Raw genomic sequence first — 21,464 nt, forward strand, 5'->3', positions numbered from 1 at the left:
GCATCCTAAACCAAATTTAATAAATTATAAATAAATTATTTAAAACAAATAAATCGTTACATGGCTCTTTTAATTAGAACTATTACCTAGAGGTTCTACATTGTTGTTATTTGCTTCATTTATTGGTGTTGGTTCAACACTTAACTTTGCAAATGTCTCACTTTGAAGTTTTTCTAATAACTCTTTGCGCATTTGTTGTTGACGTTTAATGATTTCTAACTGTTCTAATGCCTCTGCTCGCTGTTGTAGTGCTACAGAATCTAAGGTTTCTTGATTAATTTGTGTTGTTGGTGTAGAAATTTGACAAATATTGGTAATAACAGCTTTTGCCACATCAGCTAACATTCGATTAAATAAAATGTCAGCTTCCTTAACATAAATATTTAAAGGACTTGTTTGTTCCAAAGACCTTAAACTTACACCTTCACGTAATTTTAAAACCCGATCTAAATGTTCAATTCACAAATTATCAATTGATTGGATAATTATATCTTTAAAAACTTTAGTGGCGATTGCAGGTGTAATCATATTAATTTTTTTATTTACCATATCAGAAATAAATAAATTAACTTTTTCATTGGCAGATGCAATTGTTAAATTTTCAAAATCAGATGGAGTCGTTACACCAATGCCTAATAAATTATTATTTAGATTATCAGATAAATAATTATGATTAACTAAATTTTGATTTTTAGCATCTCGATATTTTTCAACTAAACTAGCAACTAATTGTTTTTGCATGTTTTGAATAATACCAGACAAATCTTTAGCCAATAGCACTTTATCACGTTGTTTATATATTAATTCACGTTGACTAGACAAAACATGATCATAATCAATTAAGTTTTTACGTACATCAAAATTGATTGATTCAACTTTTTTTTGAGTTTTATCTAACATTCTAGAAAAAAAGTTAGAATCAAAAGAATCATCACCCAATTTAATTATGGCCTTTTCAATTTTATCTTGTGCAAAGCGTTTAAATAAACTGTCAGAAAAACTAATAAAAAAACGACTTTCTCCAACATCACCTTGGCGACCTGCACGCCCACGTAATTGATTATCAATTCTTCTAGATTCATGTCTTTCTGTGCCAATTACATAAAGTCCACCTAATTCTAAAACCCCTTCTCCTAATTTAATGTCTGTTCCTCGACCAGCCATATTTGTAGATATTGTAACAGCACCTTTTTGTCCTGCATTGCTAATAATTTCTGCCTCACGGGCATGATTTTTGGCATTAAGAACTTCATGAGGTATATTTGCTTCTCTTAATAAATTATGTAAAATTTCTGAGTCTTCAACACTGGCTGTTCCAACTAAAATTGGTTGTCCTTTTGCATGATGTTCAGAAATATCTTTTACAACAACTTGTCACTTAAGATTAGCGTTACCAAATACATGATCAGGGTGATCAATTCGAATTACAGGTTTGTTAGTAGGTATAGGAACAACAACTAAGTTATAAATTTTTAAAAATTCTTCTGATTCAGTTAATGCTGTACCAGAAACAGCAGCTAATTTTTTGTACAATCTAAAAAATGATTGATATGTAATGGTTGCAACTACAACATTTTCAGGTTCAATTGGAACTCTTTCCTTTGCTTGGACAGCCTGATGTAATCCACTATTGTAACTACGGCCTTCTAAAATTCTGCCAGTAAAATGATCTACAATCAAAATTTGATTATCTTTAACAATATATTCTTTACCATTTTCAAATATTTTGTTTGCAGTTAAAGCATTACTTATCTTATGAAATAAATCAGAATTTTCAATGTTAAATAAATTTTTAACCTTAAAAAAATTTTCAGCTTTAATGATTCCACTTTCTGTCAGTGAAGGGGATCGAGATTCTTCATCAATTTTGTAATCATTTTCATGCAAAGTAGAAACAAACTTATCAGCTGCAAAATATAAACTAAAATCTTTTTTAGGCTGTCCTGAAATAATTAATGGCGTTCTAGCTTCATCAATTAGAACAGAGTCACCTTCATCAACTATAGCATAATGCAATCCTCGAATTTTTTTATCATCATAATTGCCAACCATGTTGTCTCTTAAATAATCAAAACCCAATTCTGAATTCGTTGTATAAGTAATATCACAAGCAAAGGCTTCTTTTTTCTTAATTGGAGCTAAATTAGAGGTATTGCAACCTACTGTCATGTCCAATCGAGCAAATATACGCCCTGCTAATTCTGCATCACGTTGTGCTAGGTATTCATTAACAGTTACAATATGTACGCCTTTTTTTTCTAAGGCATTAACATATGCAGCTAAAAACAATGTTAAAGTTTTACCTTCACCTGTCATCATTTCAGCAAAATCGCCTTGATATACAACATATGCACCTACAAGTTGAACTAAGTATGCAAATTGGTTATTTTCACGATAAACTGCTTCTCGAATGGTTGCAAATGCATGAATTGCAATATCATCAAGTGATTTGCCAGCTTCTAATTCCTTTATAAAAAAAGATGTTTTGGACTTCAATTGATCATCAGTTAAAGAACGATATTCATCCTTTAATTCATCTATTTTATAAGCTATTTTCTCAGCTTTATTTAAAATCCTATTTCTAGGTGAAATCAATCTAAAAAATTTATTTAACATTGGAACCTTCTATTTAGGCACTAGCAAACATGCAAAAATAAAGTTTAATATCTAAACTTTATCTTAATTATATTGAAATTTTAACACAAAAAAATGATTAAAATTAGTGTTTAATGCCTATTTATTTAAATGATAATAATAAAATCGACTATTTTATTTTCAACAATTTAGTTATATCTTTATTACAGTCATAAGCTAGTCAGAACTTCATTTAATTTCTGAAACACTTTTTGGATTATCATTATAAACAATGCTTTTAATTTTACCATTATGAACACGAATTACACATGTGGCTAGTTCAGCAATCAATGGATTATGTGTAACAATAATAACTGTTGTTTTATGTTCCTTATTAATTTTAATAAATTGTTCTAAAACAATTTGAGTCATTTCTTCATCTAATGCTCCAGTAGGTTCGTCACCAAAAATAATTTTAGGATTTTTAGCTATTGCTCTTAATATCGAAACCCTTTGTTGCTGCCCGCCAGATAATTCAGAAGGCAAACGATTACGGTATTCAAACATTCCAATATCATGCAACAAATTATCAATATTTAAACGTTTTTTAGCATTAGATTGTAAAAAAGCTCCAATTTCAATATTTTCTTTTACAGTTAAATTAGGCAATAATCCATACTGTTGAAAAATATAACCAATATTATTACGTCTAAACTCTGTTAATTGTGAATCATTTAAATTTAATAAATTTGTGTTTGCAATAATTGTTTTTCCAAAAGTGGCCCTATCCATTCCTGAGATAATATTCAATAAAGTAGTTTTTCCAGATCCTGAAGGACCCAAAATAACAACTAAATTACCAGCTTTTATTTTTAAATTAATGTTATTTAATACCCGGTTAGTAGTAACTCCATTGCTATAATATTTATACACATTTTCCAAATCAATAATGTAATCAGATTCAATATATGGAAAGGTTTTGGTAATTTTATCTTTTTTAATCTTTTTCTGAGGTTTATTCAAAAAATTAATTTTATGTACTTCAATTTTTCAAAAAAGGTATTCTAAATTTTTCTTTAAATTGTCATATTGTTTATAAAATTTTTTTAAAGTAGATTTATTATCATTTTTTGATAAATTAGCAATTTTTTTAGATGATTTTCATGTTTTAACAAAATTATCAATTTTTGCATTTCGTTTAATTTTTAGTGCATCATGTGCACTCTGAAATTTATCAAAAACTCCCATGCTTGCTAAATCAAAAATATTTTTATCTAATTCTTCAAAATAATTATAAAGTTTCTTTTCATAATCATTGACCATTTGAAAACTTGATTCTTCATCAAGTTTTAATGCGAGTGAATATGTTTGACTATTATCAACAAATGATGTAACTGAATTAATGTTTTTGCCATGGTCTAATGATGTTAGATTTTCTATAAATGAAAGAAAACCATTTATTTGCCTCATTAAAATTTTATTTAATATTTGAAAATTATATGTTGTTGTATTATTCTCTTTAATAATTAAAAAATTTGGTACTGATTCAGGTTTATTTACATATTTTTTAATATCTTTAAATAATCTTTTAATTTCATTGTGTTTTAAGTTTATTTTTAATTTAATAAAAAAAGATTGTTTTAATAATTCAATATCTTGAATTTTAGTATTTAGATTTTTTTCTCAAAAATTTAAAAAATCATAAACCTTTTGCTTAAAAAAAACAAAATCTGTTATTACTTCAGTTTTTTCTTCAAGGGGCAGTAGATCTTTGCTAACTAATGATTCATCTAATTTATTTTTGAACATAAAGAGAAATACCTTTTAAAAACTTTTCATTTCTTGTGTAATACTTAATTTTCTTAATACAAATCAATTAATAATAAATGATAATGAAAATAACAATGTTAAACCAACCATAGATATTAAAACAGTTATTGGTGATAATGATGCCAATAATGCAATATTAGATGCATTAAAGACAATAGTATTGTATTGGGAAATTAAACCTAAAGCTACTGGAATTGATACAATTAATCCAATAAAAAACACAGGTACATAAATAGATAAAAAACTTAATAAAATTTCTTTAGTTGTTAAACCTAATGCTTTAAGTTTTATTCCAATTTTACGTAACTCTTCAATCAACATATTAGATATTAAAATAACAATTAAAACTGCTATTGGCAAAACAATTCCAATAACAATATTTTGAATTGTAGTAGTTGTTTGAGCAATTGTATTAAATAACTGATTATTGGAACCTGAATTATCAATGTAATCAATCATTGTTGTATATGGTAGTCCTGAATACAAGCTATTTAATTCCTGTAAACATTTTGCTGGATCATCAGTTTTATTTAAAGTTCTACATAACGCCTTTTCAAGTGCTTTAAAGTTTTTAGTATTTAAGCTATTTAAATTATCACTAGATGGATTATAGTTATTTAAAGTAGATTTAATAATTTGTAACATTAAATTATTACTACTATCAAAACTACTTGTGCCAGGAAATAAACCTGATGCCGAAAATAAACTTGTTGAATAGTCTAAAGTATTTAATGTTTGTGAATAAACGCCATTAAAAGCTAGATTTTTATTAATTACATCTTGAGGAAATCCTAAAATCTTATTTGCATTTTCATAGGAAATATAAATTTCATTATCTTTAGCGGAATTGCAAATATCTACAACTGTAAAAGTTACAGGTATATTTGTTAATTCTTTATTATGTTTCCTTGTAATTCTGTCATAAGTATTGATGACATCTAAAGTAATTTCTGAACCAATACTTAAATTATATTTTTTTGCAGTATACAAATTAATTATTATTGGATTATTTACTGATGAATTAAATAATTTTTCGTTGATAATATTTTTTTTACTATCAGAAAGAACAGGACCTAAATAGTCATCTGGAATTACTTGATTTTTAATTCAATTTTTAATTCCTTTAATGGATATAGTGTTTGCATTTTTATCAATAGCATCAATTCTTGTATATGAATACTTAGGAGACTGTACCCCATTTTTATACTCTGCAGTGTTACCTATAGTTTGATTATCAAGTCCTATTACATTGTATGAAATCTTATAATCTAATATTGGTTGTCCTTTTTCATCTATAAAATATTGATTTTCAAGTTTATTTAAATTATTATTTAATCACTTCAAATAATCAGATTTTAGAACTCCACTAAAAATAATTGATAAAGTAGAATTAACAGCATTTTGACTATTAATAGAATAAGTTATTTTGGTTGGGTCATCTATACTTGGAGTTCTAACTATGTATTTTTCATTTTCTATTTTTTCTTCGGGTGTAGTTTTTGGATCTGTATAAATAGCTTCTAATAATTTCTGATATGAATAATTTGAAGCTGCCATTTGATTTACCGGCATTAATGATGAAGATAAAGATCATGGGTTTGTTGTACTACCTAACCCATTAATGGTATAGTCCAACATTATTTTTGATTGAACTAAATTTTTTAAATAAGTAATATTTGATGTTTGATAAGTCATATCATTAATGTTGGTAATATGAATATTATCTCATTGAAATTTTTGAGACTTAACATTTTGACTACCTCAGTTTCACACATCATAACTAGAATTATTCATAAAATACTCAGGATTATCTGTTGTTGTAAAAGCATCAGTTCGACCCAAACTTGATAAAGGTTGGTATTTTAAAATGCCACTTTGTTCAGTAGGAGTTTCTAAATCAATAGCATATTCATATCTATGACTATTTATTGTATTTTGTCTTGCCCTATCAAAAAGTCCTATTGATGATAATGCAAAATTAGAAACTACCATAACAGATCCAGATAAAATTGACAAAACAATAAGCTTTAAAAAAGCATTAAAAGCAATTGCTGCACGAAAACGGGTTAAAACACTAAATGCAGAAAATGGTGTTTTCATTATTAAAGCAAATCGAGAAATTTTATAATCACTGTCATTTTTCAGACTTTGAACAACATTAGAACGAAGAAAAAATAAACCAGCTAAAAAAGTAAATAATAAAAAGAAAATAACTGGAAAAATAATGGTAACTAAAAACACTAAAGGATTTAATGCAGATATATAGGTTGGAATAAACCAATAGTTTGAAAAAATATTTAATGCAACTCTTTGCAAAGAAAAACCAACTAAATAACCACAAACAGAACCAACTATTATTGGTATAGTGCTAAATGGTAATAAACTAAAAGCAATTTTATGTTTAGGGTACCCATTAGATTGCAAAACAGCAAAACTAAATTTATTTTTACGCATATAATTAACAATAACCAATATACCTACAAATAAAGCTAAACCTAATATAACACTAGTTAAAATGCCAGAAACTAATGTTATTGTGTTTATTAATGATGTAACAAAAGTTGTTCTAATAGCATTTAAATTTAAATAATTGCTTTGATCAGTACTTAAATATGCTGATTTAACATTTGATGGTCATGACATATTTGTTGATGCTCAGTTATTAATTTGATTTAGTTCATCCAGTTGCTGTTGTGATGTTGATGAAGAATTAAATTTACCAACAATATATTTTTCTATTGGATTTGTTAAAAATGATTTATGTATTAGGCCATAACCATTATTATTAGTAAAATAAAGTTCTTGATTTTGGGGATCTGGAACCAAAGAACTAATATTAAAAACTGGATACATAAAATCAGGTGTTAGACCCACACCTCTAATTAAATATTCAATACTTCCAATTTTGATTTTATATCTAGGATCTAAATTTTTGATTCAGTTATTTATTTCTTTTGAAGATTTAGTTTTAATGTTGTCTCATTCGCTTGTATTTGAATATATAGCTTTTTCTGAACTTAAATATTTTCAATTACTTGGTGAAATAATAACCTCAAAAGAAGTTGGATCTATCATCGATATAACATGAGTATTATTTCATAAAATGTTTCAAGCATATCCTTCATTTGTAAACTGAGAATTACTTCCAAAAATTTGATACAGTTGATTTTGATCTGCTACATTTGTTAATTTACCATTATTTTGAATTGCAGTATTAAGTATATTTATAATTTGAACTAAACTAGAGTCAGCATTAGGATCAGCATTTATTTTTAATGCTTGATAAAAAGATATTAATTGATTTTCTTGGATTGTAGGCAAATGAGTAGAAGGATCTATTGAATTTGCTACAGGGTCAGATAAAAAACTGGCACTATTAGCATCATGAATTTTTTGATAAATATTTTGATATACAAGAAAAAGATCATTCATTGATTGTGATAACTGATCTCCTTCATAAATAACTAATTTATTTATTTTATCCTGAGGATTAGAGTTAACAATTTTTTTTAATTTATTGCCATCAGTTATTTCTAAAGACTCATAATTACGATAAGTTAAACCTAAACTATCCAATTCTGACCTAACATTAATATTGTAATCATTTTTTAATAAATTCCCAAAAATCAAACTAGTGTCATTTAACTGTGATATTACATATTCGTATGGTGTTAATGCTCCTATATTTGTCGGCCATGGCATAATAAAACCAACATAATATTTTTCATATTTTGCTTTGTTTTGATTGTATGCATTTTGAACTAAATAATTTTTAGAATCATCTGATAATTTAATTGTAATTGGTGTTCCGACAGTAATAGTTTCAGTTACAGGTTGCCCAGTTGAATTATCTAATGCATCAAATTGCATCGGCCCATAATCATATTTTTCATTAACAACAAAATCATTAAGATTGCCTTTTTTAACTAATGAAACATATGAATTGTTTAAATTATGTGAAGTATTATCTAATACGGCAAATACACCTAAAGATAAAAACATTAAAAAGAACAATGCCACTATAGCAGTCTTAGTTTTTGAAAAAGAACGAAAAACATTTTTAAAAAGATTTTTCAAAAGAAAATAAGACCTCAATAAGTTATTTATGGATTAAATTATAACCTTATTTATTAAATGATTTAATTAATATTTAAAATTCATTAGTTATTAACAAATCTAATTCAATTGTTCTTTTCATTGTTTTCAAAAGATCTAAAATAATTAGATCATATTCAGCTTGTTTTTCTAAGTTTTTATCAAAATTTTTTATGCTTTCTTCCGGCCTTAATGAACTATCCATAAATGTACTAGGCAATTCAAATATTAAATAAGCAGATTCCTTGGTATTGTACAACTCAAAATTTTTATTATCAGTTAAAGAGCGATACATATTATTTTGTAAAAATTCATTGTTAAAATTTAAATTATTTCCCTTTTTTTCTTGATAAATTAAATAATTTTTATCTAAATCAGAATTTATTACAAATTCATCTGAATTAATTTGCAATGAAATTTGTTTTGTTGATATTGAATTTTTTTTACAAATATAAAATTTTTCATCGCCAAAAGAATTTAGTTTTATTATTAAAATTTTTTTAATTGGTTCTAAAGATAATTGTGGTAGTTTAGATACTAATTTAAATGTCCCAATAACAAATTGAATTGTCATATCATCATTTTTAAATTTTATTAAATAATCATTTGACTTAGATAAATATTCAAAGTAAGCAGGTAAATAAAGTGGTCTAAAATTTTGTATTGGAATAGTTTCTAATGAAGGATCAAAATTAATATTTTTGCAAAAATCTACATTAGAATTCAAATTATATTTTTCAATTAATTTATCTTCATGATTTTGTTTATTAAACAATAAGAAACGCTTAGTTCTAATAAAATTAATTAAAAAAAATATAACAAATAATGCAACTGTAAAAAAAATTAAAACTCCTAGAACAGAATAATATGCCAAAGGATTCTTTACCAAAAAATATTGATTTAAAATAAATCCAACTAAGAGAAATATTATAAAGACTGTTCCTAAAGTTGTAGTTTTTTTAAAATTTTTTTGATCTAGCAAAATAAGATCAATTTTTTTTATTTCAGATTTGTTCTTAGGCATGTTAGGCATGATTACTTGTTATAAAAAAATCAAATATTAAATAAATTACATATGATCAAGGATCCACAATTCCAATACTTCTTTTGCCAAGATATCTAATCTTGCTTCAATGTGATTTACAATTAATATTTTGCTTTAAACTAGAATTTAAAATAACTGATAACTTATTTTTTAATTCATCAGTATCTAGATTTTTATTAAAATAAATAAATTTAATACATGGTAACAAGATTGAATAAAAACTTTTGTCTTTAACACTTAATCTAAATTTTTTTTCTATGTCAAGGGTTGCATTATATAAAGAATCTATAATTGCTAACTTAGGATCAAAACTTTTATAAAAATATCAATTTTTTAGAAAAATTGAAAATCAATAAAAAATTATTTCTCCATGTAAATCATCAAAAATATTCTTAGTAGTTTCAAAAAAATCAATCATAGGTAAATGATATTCAGAATTATCATATTTTTGAAAGATTTTTTCTAATTTTTGAAAATAAATAGTTAATTTAGTTCCTAAATTTTCAAAACCTAAATAATTACTTAAACTATTAATCTTTTTTTCATTTTTGGAAAAATGAAAAACTAATGCAAAAATAAATTTTCTTAAAACTAAATAATTAGTTTGGTTGTTTTGGTTTGTTTGATTCAGATAATGTGTTTCCATTATTTTTTGGTTCAACTATTTTTTTAGAAGCATCATTTGGTTCTTTATCTGCAACTTCTTCATGCTTTTTCTTGCTTGCTTCTTCATTTTGTTTTTGAATTGCCAAAGCTTCAGGTGGTAATTTGTGCTCTTTATGAATATAATCAATATCTTTTTTCAAAATAGTTTCTTGTAATAACAATGCTTGAACAATTAATTCATGTTCTTCGCGATTATCTTGAAGAATTTTTTTAGCAACTTCATATTGTTCAGAAATAATTTCAGCAATAACTTTATCAATTTCCTCAGCAGTTTTATCTGAATACAACCGAGCATTTGGATTAACTACACCTTCGCTTGGAACATATTGGACCATTCCCAATCGACTCATACCTAATTGAGTAACCATTGTTTTAACAATATTTGTGGCTTTATAAAAATCATTTGAAGCCCCTGTTGTAATTGAATTACTGCCAAAAATTAATTCTTCAGCTGCTCTTCCTCCTAAAGCACTTGCTACCATGTGTAATAGATCAGATTTACGTTTCATTAACATTTCAGCATCTTTAGGGGTAGATAATGTGTAACCACCTGCTTGGCCTCTTGGAATAATAGTAATTTTTTGAACTTCATCGGCTCCTTCAAGGTGTAAACCTACAAGTGCATGACCAGCTTCATGATATGCTGTAAGTTTTTTATCAAATTCTGTCATAACTCTAGATTTTTTAGCAGGTCCAGCCATTACTCTATCAATAGCTTCATCCAAATCACCAGTTGTAATAGCATTTCGCTTAGCACGAACAGCTAATAACGTTGCTTCATTTAAAACATTTTCAAGTTGAGCACCTGAAAAACCAGGAGTCCTTTTTGCAATATCTTTTAAATTAACCTTAGCAGATAAATTTTTATTGCTTGCATGAATTTTAAGAATAGCTTCACGTTCTTTAACATCGGGTAAATTAACTTGAATATGACGATCAAATCTACCTGGACGCAATAAAGCATCATCTAAAACATCTAGACGATTTGTAGCAGCCATAACAACAATCCCAGTTCGATTATTAAAACCATCCATTTCAGCTAACAATTGATTTAAAGTTTGTTCTGCAAGTGAATAGTTAGAAACTTCAAATCTACCACGTTTAGAACCTACTGAATCAATTTCATCAATAAAAATAATACAAGGAGCTGCTTTTCTAGCTTTAGCAAATAAGTCTTTTACCCTTTTGGCACCAACACCAACCAACATATCTTCAAAAGCAGAACCAGTAACTTGAAAGAAAGGAACTTCAGCTTCGCCAGCTACTGCTTTTGCTAATAGAGTCTTACCAGTACCAGGAGGTCCATATAAAATAACTCCTCTTGGTACCCTTGCTCCCATTTGTGCATACCTTTCAGGATATTTTAGATAATCAACAATTTCAATTAATTCATTCTTTTCTTCTTCTATGCCTGCAACATCACTAAATCTAACTCCAGATTTAGCTAATTTAGCTTGTGAACGACCAATTGTAAAAACACTTTCTCCTTCGCCTTCACCACCAAGACCACCAACTCCTTTGCGTAAAGCACGGAAAAAGAAAGAGAAAATAATAATCATTATGATAACTGGTAATAATGAAATTAAAATGTTTAAAGTTGTTTGAGCAGCAGTGTTAGTTGGTTGGATATTTCCAACTCTTAAAAGAGCATCTCTATAACCCACTAAACTTTGTGTTATATCAGAAATCGTACCATCAGTTTCTTTCAAACCAAATGTTCCTGAACCTGCTCCTTTGTTAATTATTAAATTACCAATTTGTCAAGTTCCATCAGCAGGATTGTACTGACCTTGAACTAAGACATTCCCAACTTGATCAATATTTATTTGAGTTCAAAATTTTGTATCACTAATTAAACTAGTTGAAAAAGAAGAATTTGGGTTTACCAACAATTGATCTAATCTACCTGGTAATAAAGCATATAATTTGCCATCAGCACCAACAGAAAAGGTAATAGATATAACACTAGTTTGGGGTAAAGAAACAACCACAATTATTGCAATAATAATACCTAAAATAATTGTTCAAACTATTATGTTAACAATCAATGAACGACGCTTAGCAGGATCCATCCTGTTTTCATTCATTTTATTGCCGTCTAGGTTATTAGAAGATTTAATAGCCATTCAAAGTTACTCACTTATGTGCGATGAAAAACAAAAACCAAGCATACAGAAATTTACTATGATTTTTGTTAACTTAATATATTATAAATAAAAAACCAAATTATTAAGAAAAGTGCTTATTTTTTAGTTTTTTCATAAACAGATTTTTTTAATGTACCAATGTATGGGAGATTTCTAAGCATGCCTTCATAATCTAATCCAAAACCTACTAAAAACTTATCAGGTAATGTATAACAAGAATAATCAATTTTAACTTTTGTTTTTCTTTTATCTGGTTTGTCAATAAAAGTAATTAAATTAACAGACTTAGCTCCTCGAAATTTCAACATATCCATAACCAAGCTTATTGTGTTTCCTGTGTCTACAACATCTTCAACTAATAAAACATTTTTACCTTTAACATTTTCAGACAAATCCATAACAATTTTCGGAGCTCCTTCAGCAACCATTTTGCCTTTAAATGAAGAAACTGTCATAAAATCTAATGTCATGTCAGGCTTAATTTTGTCTATTAACTTGCCAATAAAAGGAATACATCCTTTTAAAATACCAAGCATCATAAATTTTTTATTTTTGTATTTTTTATTAATTCAATCTGCTGCTTTTTGACATCCAATTTCAATTTCATCCGGGGTAATTAGTAATTCTTCAATTCTTGAATCTAATTTAAATCTAATTAATTTTTGTGGTGTAAGTTCTAAATTTACATTTTTATCTTTGCTCATAATTTATCTTCTTTTGAAGCAAAACAATACTTTGACATGATAATTCTTTTATAGGTTTTTCATAATGTTTCGCTTTTATGTTAATATTAATTGTTTTTAAAATTTTTCTTAAATTTTCTAAAAGCAAATTACGAATAGGATTAATTTCAATATATTCAGAGAAGATATTTAAGTCAACATTAACAATTTCATAATGCTTTTGTTCTATTAACTGAAGTACCTTATTTATGATAATAATTGAATCTAAATTATCATTATTAGAATCACTAGTAGGAAAGTATAAACCTATATCTCCTAAACCTAAAGAACCTAATAAAGCATCAGACAAAGAATGAAGCACAACATCACCATCTGATTTAGCTATAATTTTATAGTCACATTCAATTTTTAAACCACATATTTTTACAAAATTATTTTTTTTATCTTCCAAGAGATGATTATCAAAACCAAGACCTATACATAATTGCATAATAATGTGTTTTTAAATTAAATTATTTTCTTCTAAAGCTTTTTGAATGCCTGTAATTGCATCCATTTCATCCTCACCATCTGCAATAATTTCAATAGTTTCTCCTTGCTTAACGCCCAATGATAACAAACTAATAATGGATTTAGGATTAGCAGTTGAATTAGAAGAATTTTTAATTTCTAATTTTGATTTATATTGACTTGCGGCTTTTACCAATAAAGTAGCTGGCCTAGCATGCAACCCAGCTGGATCTTGAATAATAACAGTAATTGATTTCATTTTTAAACCCTTTTAAACATTCTTACAACTATGTTTAATTTTACAAAATTTCAAAGTTATTTAAGATAGTATTTAGAATACAATTATATTTAATTGTATAGTAATAATTAAATTATCAACTTATTGTGTGTTGATATATTATTCATTATTTATATTGCAATTCTAAAAAATGCAGTGATGAAATTAATTGAGTTTTTTTATTAATCAGTTTGCAATTTGTTGATTCGTTATTTTTTTCATTACTTAGTTTGATTTTTTAATTAAAAACAAAGTTAATTTACTAATTTTTTAAATAATTTATTTTATTCATTGTTAAGATTAATCTTTATTTCATGAATTATTATCATTAGACAAAAATAACAAAACATTATTGTTTATTAGTAGATAAGATTTAATGTTTATAAAATTTTTTAAATTGTTTTAAAAATTAAACAATTAATTTATCTAGTTTTTTGTTTTAACAATATAAATAACTAGTTCGTTTTCATAAGTTTAAAATCATATTTAGTTATCAATTGTAATCATTTAACTAAATTTAAAATTCATAATAAAACAATAAATAAACTATATCAAAAAGATATGACTACTTATAACTTTAATTTTTAATTAAAAGTTTTTTACAAATTAATTTTAACTTTAACACTAGGCCCCATAGTTGATGATAAAGCAATATTTTGAATGTATGTACCTTTTACTGTAGAAGGACGTTTAGATTTAATTAAATCCAATAAAACATTACAATTTTCAACAACTTGTGCAGTTGGAGTAGATACTTTACCAACCATCAAATGAATATTGCCAAAAGTATCAGTACGATATTCTTTTTTACCTTTTTTAAATTCTTTAACAGTAGCAACAACATCTGTAGTAACTGTTCCAGTTTTGGGGTTCGGCATTAGTCCTCTCGGTCCTAAGATTTTACCCAGTTTTCCTAATTCGATCATAAACTTAGGCATGGTAATTATTAAATCAAAATCTAATCAACCAGATTTAATATCATTAATTTTATCTGTGTCACCAGCAAAATCAGCACCTGCTTCCAAAGCTTCTTTAGGGTTGTCAGTAATTGCCAATATTCTTATAGACTTACCTACATTATGTGGTAATGTAATTGCTCCACGCAATTGTTGCTCAGCTTTAGTAGTATCCAAATTTAATTTAATTGCAATATCAATAGAAGAGTCAAACTTAGTTATTGATGAACCTTTAACTATATCAATTGCTTCAGTAAGTTCGTATATTTTCTTAAAATCAAACTTAGATAAAACAGCTTTTAATTTCTTACCAGCCATAATTAATTTTTAACCTCTTTTTTAGGTTTGATTGGACTAACTCCTTCAATTTCTAAGCCCATTTGTTTAGCAGTGCCAGCAATTAATCTAAGTGCAGCATCAATATCATTAGCATTTAAATCAGGCATTTTGTATTCAGCAATTTTAATTGCTGCTTCTTTGCTTATTTTGCCAACCTTATCTGTTTTAGCATTTTTTGCACCTTTTTCAATTTTAGCAGCTTCTTTTAACAACATAGTTGTTGGAGTAGTTTTTAAAACAAAAGTAAATGATTTGTCATTAAAAGCAGTAATCACACATGGAACTACTTTGCCCATTCTATCTTTGGTTTTATCATTAAATTGTTTTGTAAATTCAGCCATATTGATACCAATTGAAGCCAAAGCAGGTCCTGGTTTTGCCTGACCACCAATTAATTCAATCTTAGCTACTCTTGTAACTTCTTTTTTTGCCATATGTAAAAGCAACACCTCATGTTCTTTTTGCAGTTATGCAAGGATTTAAATCCTCTCCTGCATTTAGACAAATATATCGTTAACATTTTACTTTAAATCTTTAGAACTAGAAGAAAAATATTTAATCTTTATATCCTGAACGCTAGCTCCATTTTTTAAATCATGATAACTACAATTAATTTTTTTAATTTCTTTTATTAAATTAAATGGATTTTTTAATAATTCATTTTTTTCATAAATCACTACTGCTACAGGATTTTTATTTAAGAATTTAGCTACTTTAGAACCAATAGCAAAATAAATAGCAATCATTAAAAATGTAACAATTAAATAAAATATAAATGAATATAAGAGGACATCCTTATTGGTCTCATTTTTATGAATAAAAGCAATCACAATGATTGCAAAGAATCCAATTAAAAAAAATGTAATAAAAATAATAAATCATGAAAACATAAACAAAAAATATTTTTTTAATTTTAAAAGGTCTTTTGACTCTTTGTTATTCATTTATTGCCTCATAATAATTAAATTTTATTTTTCATTGTTCATTGAAAAGAAAATGGACATAATAACAACATAATAATTATTTTTCAATTTTTTTTAATAAAAAAATTTTTTTCATTAAGTTTTTTGCATGAAATCAAAATTAGTATAAATGTTGCAACTGTTGTAACTAAAAAAAACACAATTAAAGCGATAAAAATTTCACTTCTTGTATTTATGCAAATTCCAATTAGCAAGCAAAGTCAAAATACATATAAAAATGTAATTCACCATGAAATATTTTTGCCAATTTTGTAATTTTTATCCATATTCATTTTGTATATAAAAATTAATCTTTTTTTCTAAAAAAGAAATTAGATTCTTTAATAAAAACAAAATGATTAACAACATTCATTACATGATCCATAATTCTTTCTATATTCTTAATAGCCAAAATTAATTCAATAAAATATTCAGTTGTGTTGTTGTTATTATTATTAAAGACTTCATTTTCATTTACATAAATATTTTTTAAAGTTTTTAAAGACATTGAGTATTCATTTCAAAATTTTTTTTGCAATTCTAAAACATATTTATGTGCTTCAGAAGCATCATTTTGTTTAAAAAAATCAAAAACTTTCTGATAATTAATTATTGCTTTGTTTTCTAAATTTTTTAAAACTTTTAAAGCAGGTGTATAAATAGTTAAATTTCGATCTAAAAATTTTGATAAATTATTTGCATAATCACATATTCTTTCTAAATCATTAATAGAATTGATAATTGCAATTACAAACCGCAAATGACTTGCTTGAGGTTGCTCTTTAGATATTATCCATACAGACTCATCTAATAAATCTGAATGAATAATATTTGACATTTTTTCCATCTCATAAATTTCTTGTAAAAGTTTATTTTTATTTATTAAATCTTCATAAGAATCTAATGCTTCTAAAACTTTTAAATGCATTTGATATGTATGTTCTAAATAATCATAAAATTTAGAAATTAATTCTTTTTCAGATTGTTTTAAAGTTCCGTAATTAATGGCCATTTAATTTTTTCCTTCTTTTAAAAATTTTAATATTCATTCAATACATTTTTATTTTTCTAGAATTATTAAAAATTCATGGAACAATAAGATTACTAATTATAACAAGAATTAAAATTAATATAGTTGCCATAAAAGCAGATTCAAACATAATAGATGTTGCATTTGCTGAAGTAGAAAATAATTGTGCATAAATTCTTGTGGTTAAAGTTTGACCTCAAAGGCCCAAATCAATATGATTAGAAGATGTTAAACCAGCAGTTAAATAAAGAGGAGCTGTTTCGGCCATAATTCTACCAATTGACAAAATAATTGCTGTTAAAATTCCTTCTATAGCCATTGGAATAATAATTTTATAAATAGTTTCAAATTTACTAACACCTAGTGCATAAGAATTCATTTTAATCTCAACTGGAATGCTATTAAGTGATTGTTGTATTGTTCGAATAAATGTAGGCAGTACAACAATAGATATAGTTAATATTCCTGCAATTAGAGAATTGCTTGATTGTCCGCCTGAAGCAAAACCTAAAAATTGCAAAAAGAAAGTTAAACCAAAAATACCAAATACAATAGATGGTGTTGAACCTAAACAATCTACAAAAAATAAAATTACTTTTTTTCATTTATTACTTTTGGCATATTCATTTAAATATAAACTAGTTAATAAAGAAATTGGGAATGAAATTGTAAGGGAAATAATAATTATTATTATCGTATTAACAATTGCCCTTCCTGTACTATCATTTCCAATAGAATTAATTGTAGCACTAGGTAAAAAAGCAGCAGACCCACCATTAATTAAAACATAAAGCAATAAATAAGTAATGAATACAAAACAAATAATTACCGCGCATCATTCTCAAAATATTTTTCAAATATCATATATATGTAAAAAATGATTATTTCTTAATCTTTTTTTTATATAAGTAGATGTTTCATGAATATTATGAGTAGTTATTTTAAACATAGTATTAGCTGTTAAATTTTCAAATGTTAAAGCAATATACCTAGGAATAAATGTCACTACATTGTAGAATATTTGTTGTATTTTAAATAATCAAGGATATTTTTTTTGTGTGCTCTCTTTTGTCATTCACAAAATAAACCCATTTAAAATAATAATTATAAAAAAAAGAAATAATGCAAATACATAAAGGACGCCACGCATTGAACTTGAACTATTTTCACTATAAAAATTATATGAAATAATTGAACCTAAAGTTTTTAACCCAGATAAAAAAACATTACCAAGACCACTATCAAAAACTTGATTAAAATTTTGAGATGTTAAAATAAAATTTAATGCCATGGTTTCTCCAATTGCTCTTCCCATAGCAACAATAATCGCTACTACAATGCCAACTTTAGCTTGTTTTTTAGCAACCTTATAAATTGCTTTAGTTTTAGATGTTCCCAAAGCAATAGGTGATAAAATAAATTCATTAGATACTGCATCTAGTGCATTGTATGACAAAGCAACAATTGTAGGTAAAACCATAAAAGCAAGCATCACAAATGCTGTTATTAAGTTTCAAGATGTTGACAAATTAAAAATTGATTGAATTAATTGACCTAGTGATGTTGCTGCAAATAATCCAAATACAACTGATGGTATTCCTGCTAGCAAATTAATTACAATTCTTAAAAATTTAACATACTTTTGAGGTGTTCGATATTTTAAAAAAACAGCCGTTTTAATCCCAATAGGACCTGCAACTAATAAAGAACCCATAGTAATAAGTAAAGTAATAAATAATGGCAATCATATACCAGCTTGCCCATTACTTAAATTATATTCACTAGTGAATATAGATCATCCATATTGTTCAAAGCCTGGCACTGATTGAATAATAATGAAAATGATAATGCCTATAAAAAGAATAGCAACAAATCAAGCAAATATAAATGTAAGATTTTTAAAAAAATGATTTTTTAAAATTTTATTTCACACTTGTTCAATAGAATTTTTATTTTTTATTTTAAAAATCATTACTCAACTCCAAATCTAACAGGATTAAATTGGAAGTCATTTTTTCAAAATAAATCCATTTTTGTTAAAACTAATTGTTCTAATGTTAGATCTTTTGTAACTACATCAGTTAAAAACATAACTTTTAATTGATCATCATTTAAAAATATTAATCCTTGATCTAAAAAAATTTTTTGAACAATTTCAAATTCACTTGGAAATAAATATTTAGAAAATAAAATTCAACTTACAAATTTTTGAACATTAATGAGTTTATTAGTATTATTTAAAGAGATAATTGTATTAAATGGCCTAGTTCAATTATATTTTTTAGCAGAAACATTATCTATATTAGCTTCGACTCCATTACATTTCATCACAACAAACCCATCATTTAAAATAGTATTTATATTATTTTGAATAAAACCTAAACTAAGATAAATCATAGAACCAGCAGTCTTTGCATTAGTTTTAAAATTAGTATAAGCTTCACTATTAGATTCATTTGTTATTCTTGTAATTGGTCCATAACTACCACCATTTAAAGCATTTTGAGTTTGTGCACTTAATGTGGTGGTATCAATTAGTTTGGAATCTTTAAAAAAAGCTTCAGCTGTTCCAGAAGAAAGTGAACCGCCACTTCTAGCGTATGGTGTAATTAGAATTTCATTACTTATCGATGAATTTCCTGAATAAAATCTATTAAGAGGAATAGAATTATAACCAGCAAATGCATTGTATAAATCAGCAATATTATTTTGATTAATATCTCAATTATTATCTACATTTTTAGGTGGCAATAACAAGATGCCAATTGCATCAATAGCTAGAGTAATAGTTTTTAAATTATTAACCTTTCATTTATTCGTAAGTTCTGAATCATTCTCGACAGAACTTCTAGGACTTTTTGATGCATTTCCCATTAAAGTTTGTAAATTTGCAATTGAAGAAATTCCAACAGAAGATCCTCCTGCTTGTACACTAATTTCTACTCCGTTATTTTTGCTATATTCATTCCCCAAATTAGACAAAAGTGGCTGAACAGAACTAGAACCTTTTGAGTCAATAACAATGAAATTGCCGCAAGAACTTAAAAAAGGCAAGCAAATTAAACCAATCCCAAATACACAAGTTAAATTAAACAAAAATTTTTTTCTTTGTTTTTGCATTTTACTATTAACCAATACGACCACTTATGTAATCCTTTGTTCGTGCTTGCTGGGGTTTTGTAAATATTTGCTTAGTTTGACCAAATTCAATAATTTTACCTTGATAAAAGAAAATAGTTTGGTCACTAACTCTTTGCGCTTGAGCCATGGAATGAGTAACGATTATAATAGTAAATTTTTCCTTTAACTTAAATATTAATTGTTCAATTTTGCTTGTTGCAATTGGATCTAATGCAGAAGTTGGTTCATCCATTAATAAAACGTCTGGTTGTAATGCAATTGCTCTTGCTATGCATAATCTTTGTTGTTGGCCCCCAGATAAACCTAAAGCACTTTCATGAAGAATATTTTTAACTTCATCTCATAAAGCTGCATCTTTTAAAGAATTTATAACTATTTCTTTTATTGCTTCTTTATCTTTGATTCCATGTGATTTTAATGCATAAGCAATATTTTCATATATTGACAAATTAAAAGGTGTTGGTTTTTGAAAAACCATACCCACTCTAGTTCTTAATTCTAGATCTGTCAAAATTTTAGAAGAAATATTTTTTCCTAAAAATCAAATGTCACCAGTAATTTTTACACCATCTATTAAATCATTCATTCGATTTAAAGATCTTAAAAAAGTAGATTTTCCACAGCCTGATGGCCCAATTAAAGCTGTTACCTTATTTTTTTGAATTTCAATATTTATATCAGACAATGCATTTTTTTCACCATTTTTATATCAAAGGCAAAAATTTTTCACTTCAAAAACGTTTGTATTTTTAAAGTCTTTTAAAAAAACTTCTAAATTTAATTTTTTGTCTTTTGCTAATATTTTTAACTGTGAAATATCTTTTTTTATAGATTTAATTTGACTACGTAACTCCAAAACATTTGGAATTGTCTTTATATAAGATTTAATGTTTAAAATGTTATTTTTTGTCTCATCAATTTTTTGTTGAATATTGACTTTTTCCTCGTCAGAAACTATGTTAAGTTGTTTTTCTAAATTTATTATTTGAGTTTTTAGTAAACCAAGATGAATAGATGGTAAAGTCTTATAAAGATAATCTTTTTGCTTTATCATCTTAGCTAGTTTATTTTTTAATTCAATAATATTTAATTTGTACTCTTTACGTTGTGCCAAAAGTTTTTTCTTATTTATTTGCTTTTGCTCTTTTGTCAATTTTACAACAACAAAGGGTTTGCTTGATTCTTCTTCTTGCAATTTTACATCTGAAA

16 protein-coding genes are annotated in these 21,464 nt (G+C 26.0%); all 16 read right to left on the reverse strand.

The window, feature by feature from the left end:
* Positions 1 to 69: 69 nt before the first annotated feature.
* Entirely contained in the window at positions 70 to 2,616 is a 2,547-nt protein-coding gene (gene secA / locus T383_RS0101700; RefSeq protein WP_084269046.1) for a preprotein translocase subunit SecA, read from the reverse strand.
* A gap of 195 nt (positions 2,617 to 2,811) precedes the next feature.
* A complete protein-coding gene (locus tag T383_RS03990; protein WP_052663993.1) occupies positions 2,812 to 4,383 on the reverse strand; it encodes an ABC transporter ATP-binding protein in 1,572 nt (523 codons plus the stop codon).
* Between the two features lie 15 nt (positions 4,384 to 4,398).
* Complete coding sequence (locus tag T383_RS0101710; RefSeq protein ID WP_033159949.1) at positions 4,399 to 8,481, reverse strand: ABC transporter permease; 4,083 nt, start codon at positions 8,479 to 8,481, stop codon at positions 4,399 to 4,401.
* Between the two features lie 73 nt (positions 8,482 to 8,554).
* On the reverse strand, positions 8,555 to 9,523 hold the full coding sequence (locus T383_RS0101715) for an MPN670 family protein (RefSeq protein WP_033159950.1): 969 nt from the start codon (positions 9,521 to 9,523) through the stop codon (positions 8,555 to 8,557).
* 1 nt (position 9,524) lies between these two features.
* Entirely contained in the window at positions 9,525 to 10,190 is a 666-nt protein-coding gene (locus T383_RS03750) for a hypothetical protein (protein WP_052663995.1), read from the reverse strand.
* Positions 10,144 to 12,297 carry an ATP-dependent zinc metalloprotease FtsH gene (gene ftsH, locus T383_RS0101725; protein WP_084269060.1) on the reverse strand — a complete coding sequence of 718 codons (2,154 nt, stop codon included), beginning with the start codon at positions 12,295 to 12,297 and terminating at the stop codon, positions 10,144 to 10,146. Before ftsH ends, T383_RS03750 begins: the two co-directional genes overlap by 47 nt.
* A gap of 155 nt (positions 12,298 to 12,452) precedes the next feature.
* Positions 12,453 to 13,061 carry a hypoxanthine phosphoribosyltransferase gene (gene hpt, locus T383_RS0101730; RefSeq protein WP_084269048.1) on the reverse strand — a complete coding sequence of 203 codons (609 nt, stop codon included), beginning with the start codon at positions 13,059 to 13,061 and terminating at the stop codon, positions 12,453 to 12,455.
* Positions 13,048 to 13,530 carry a 2-C-methyl-D-erythritol 2,4-cyclodiphosphate synthase gene (locus tag T383_RS0101735; protein WP_033159951.1) on the reverse strand — a complete coding sequence of 161 codons (483 nt, stop codon included), beginning with the start codon at positions 13,528 to 13,530 and terminating at the stop codon, positions 13,048 to 13,050. Before T383_RS0101735 ends, hpt begins: the two co-directional genes overlap by 14 nt.
* A 12-nt stretch (positions 13,531 to 13,542) precedes the next feature.
* Entirely contained in the window at positions 13,543 to 13,809 is a 267-nt protein-coding gene (locus T383_RS0101740; RefSeq protein WP_033159952.1) for an HPr family phosphocarrier protein, read from the reverse strand.
* Positions 13,810 to 14,426: 617 nt separating this feature from the next.
* Positions 14,427 to 15,101: a 50S ribosomal protein L1 gene (rplA, locus tag T383_RS0101745; RefSeq protein WP_033159953.1), complete on the reverse strand. Its 675-nt coding sequence runs from the start codon at positions 15,099 to 15,101 to the stop codon at positions 14,427 to 14,429.
* A gap of 2 nt (positions 15,102 to 15,103) precedes the next feature.
* Complete coding sequence (rplK, locus tag T383_RS0101750) at positions 15,104 to 15,556, reverse strand: 50S ribosomal protein L11 (RefSeq protein ID WP_033159954.1); 453 nt, start codon at positions 15,554 to 15,556, stop codon at positions 15,104 to 15,106.
* An 87-nt stretch (positions 15,557 to 15,643) separates the two neighbouring features.
* Positions 15,644 to 16,066: a hypothetical protein gene (locus T383_RS0101755; RefSeq protein WP_033159955.1), complete on the reverse strand. Its 423-nt coding sequence runs from the start codon at positions 16,064 to 16,066 to the stop codon at positions 15,644 to 15,646.
* Between the two features lie 325 nt (positions 16,067 to 16,391).
* On the reverse strand, positions 16,392 to 17,096 hold the full coding sequence (locus T383_RS0101765; protein WP_033159957.1) for a PhoU domain-containing protein: 705 nt from the start codon (positions 17,094 to 17,096) through the stop codon (positions 16,392 to 16,394).
* Complete coding sequence (pstA, locus tag T383_RS0101770; RefSeq protein WP_033159958.1) at positions 17,086 to 19,086, reverse strand: phosphate ABC transporter permease PstA; 2,001 nt, start codon at positions 19,084 to 19,086, stop codon at positions 17,086 to 17,088. The genes T383_RS0101765 and pstA overlap by 11 nt, the downstream gene beginning before the upstream one ends.
* Entirely contained in the window at positions 19,086 to 20,234 is a 1,149-nt protein-coding gene (locus T383_RS0101775) for a substrate-binding domain-containing protein (RefSeq protein ID WP_156940241.1), read from the reverse strand. Before T383_RS0101775 ends, pstA begins: the two co-directional genes overlap by 1 nt.
* A 7-nt stretch (positions 20,235 to 20,241) precedes the next feature.
* Positions 20,242 to 21,153, reverse strand: coding sequence for a phosphate ABC transporter ATP-binding protein PstB (gene pstB, locus T383_RS0101780; protein ID WP_456299001.1), 912 nt, complete (start codon positions 21,151 to 21,153; stop codon positions 20,242 to 20,244).
* Positions 21,154 to 21,464 lie beyond the last annotated feature (311 nt).

The organism is Mycoplasmoides alvi ATCC 29626 (assembly GCF_000701785.1).
GTDB lineage: Bacteria > Bacillota_I > Bacilli_A > Mycoplasmatales > Mycoplasmoidaceae > Mycoplasmoides > Mycoplasmoides alvi.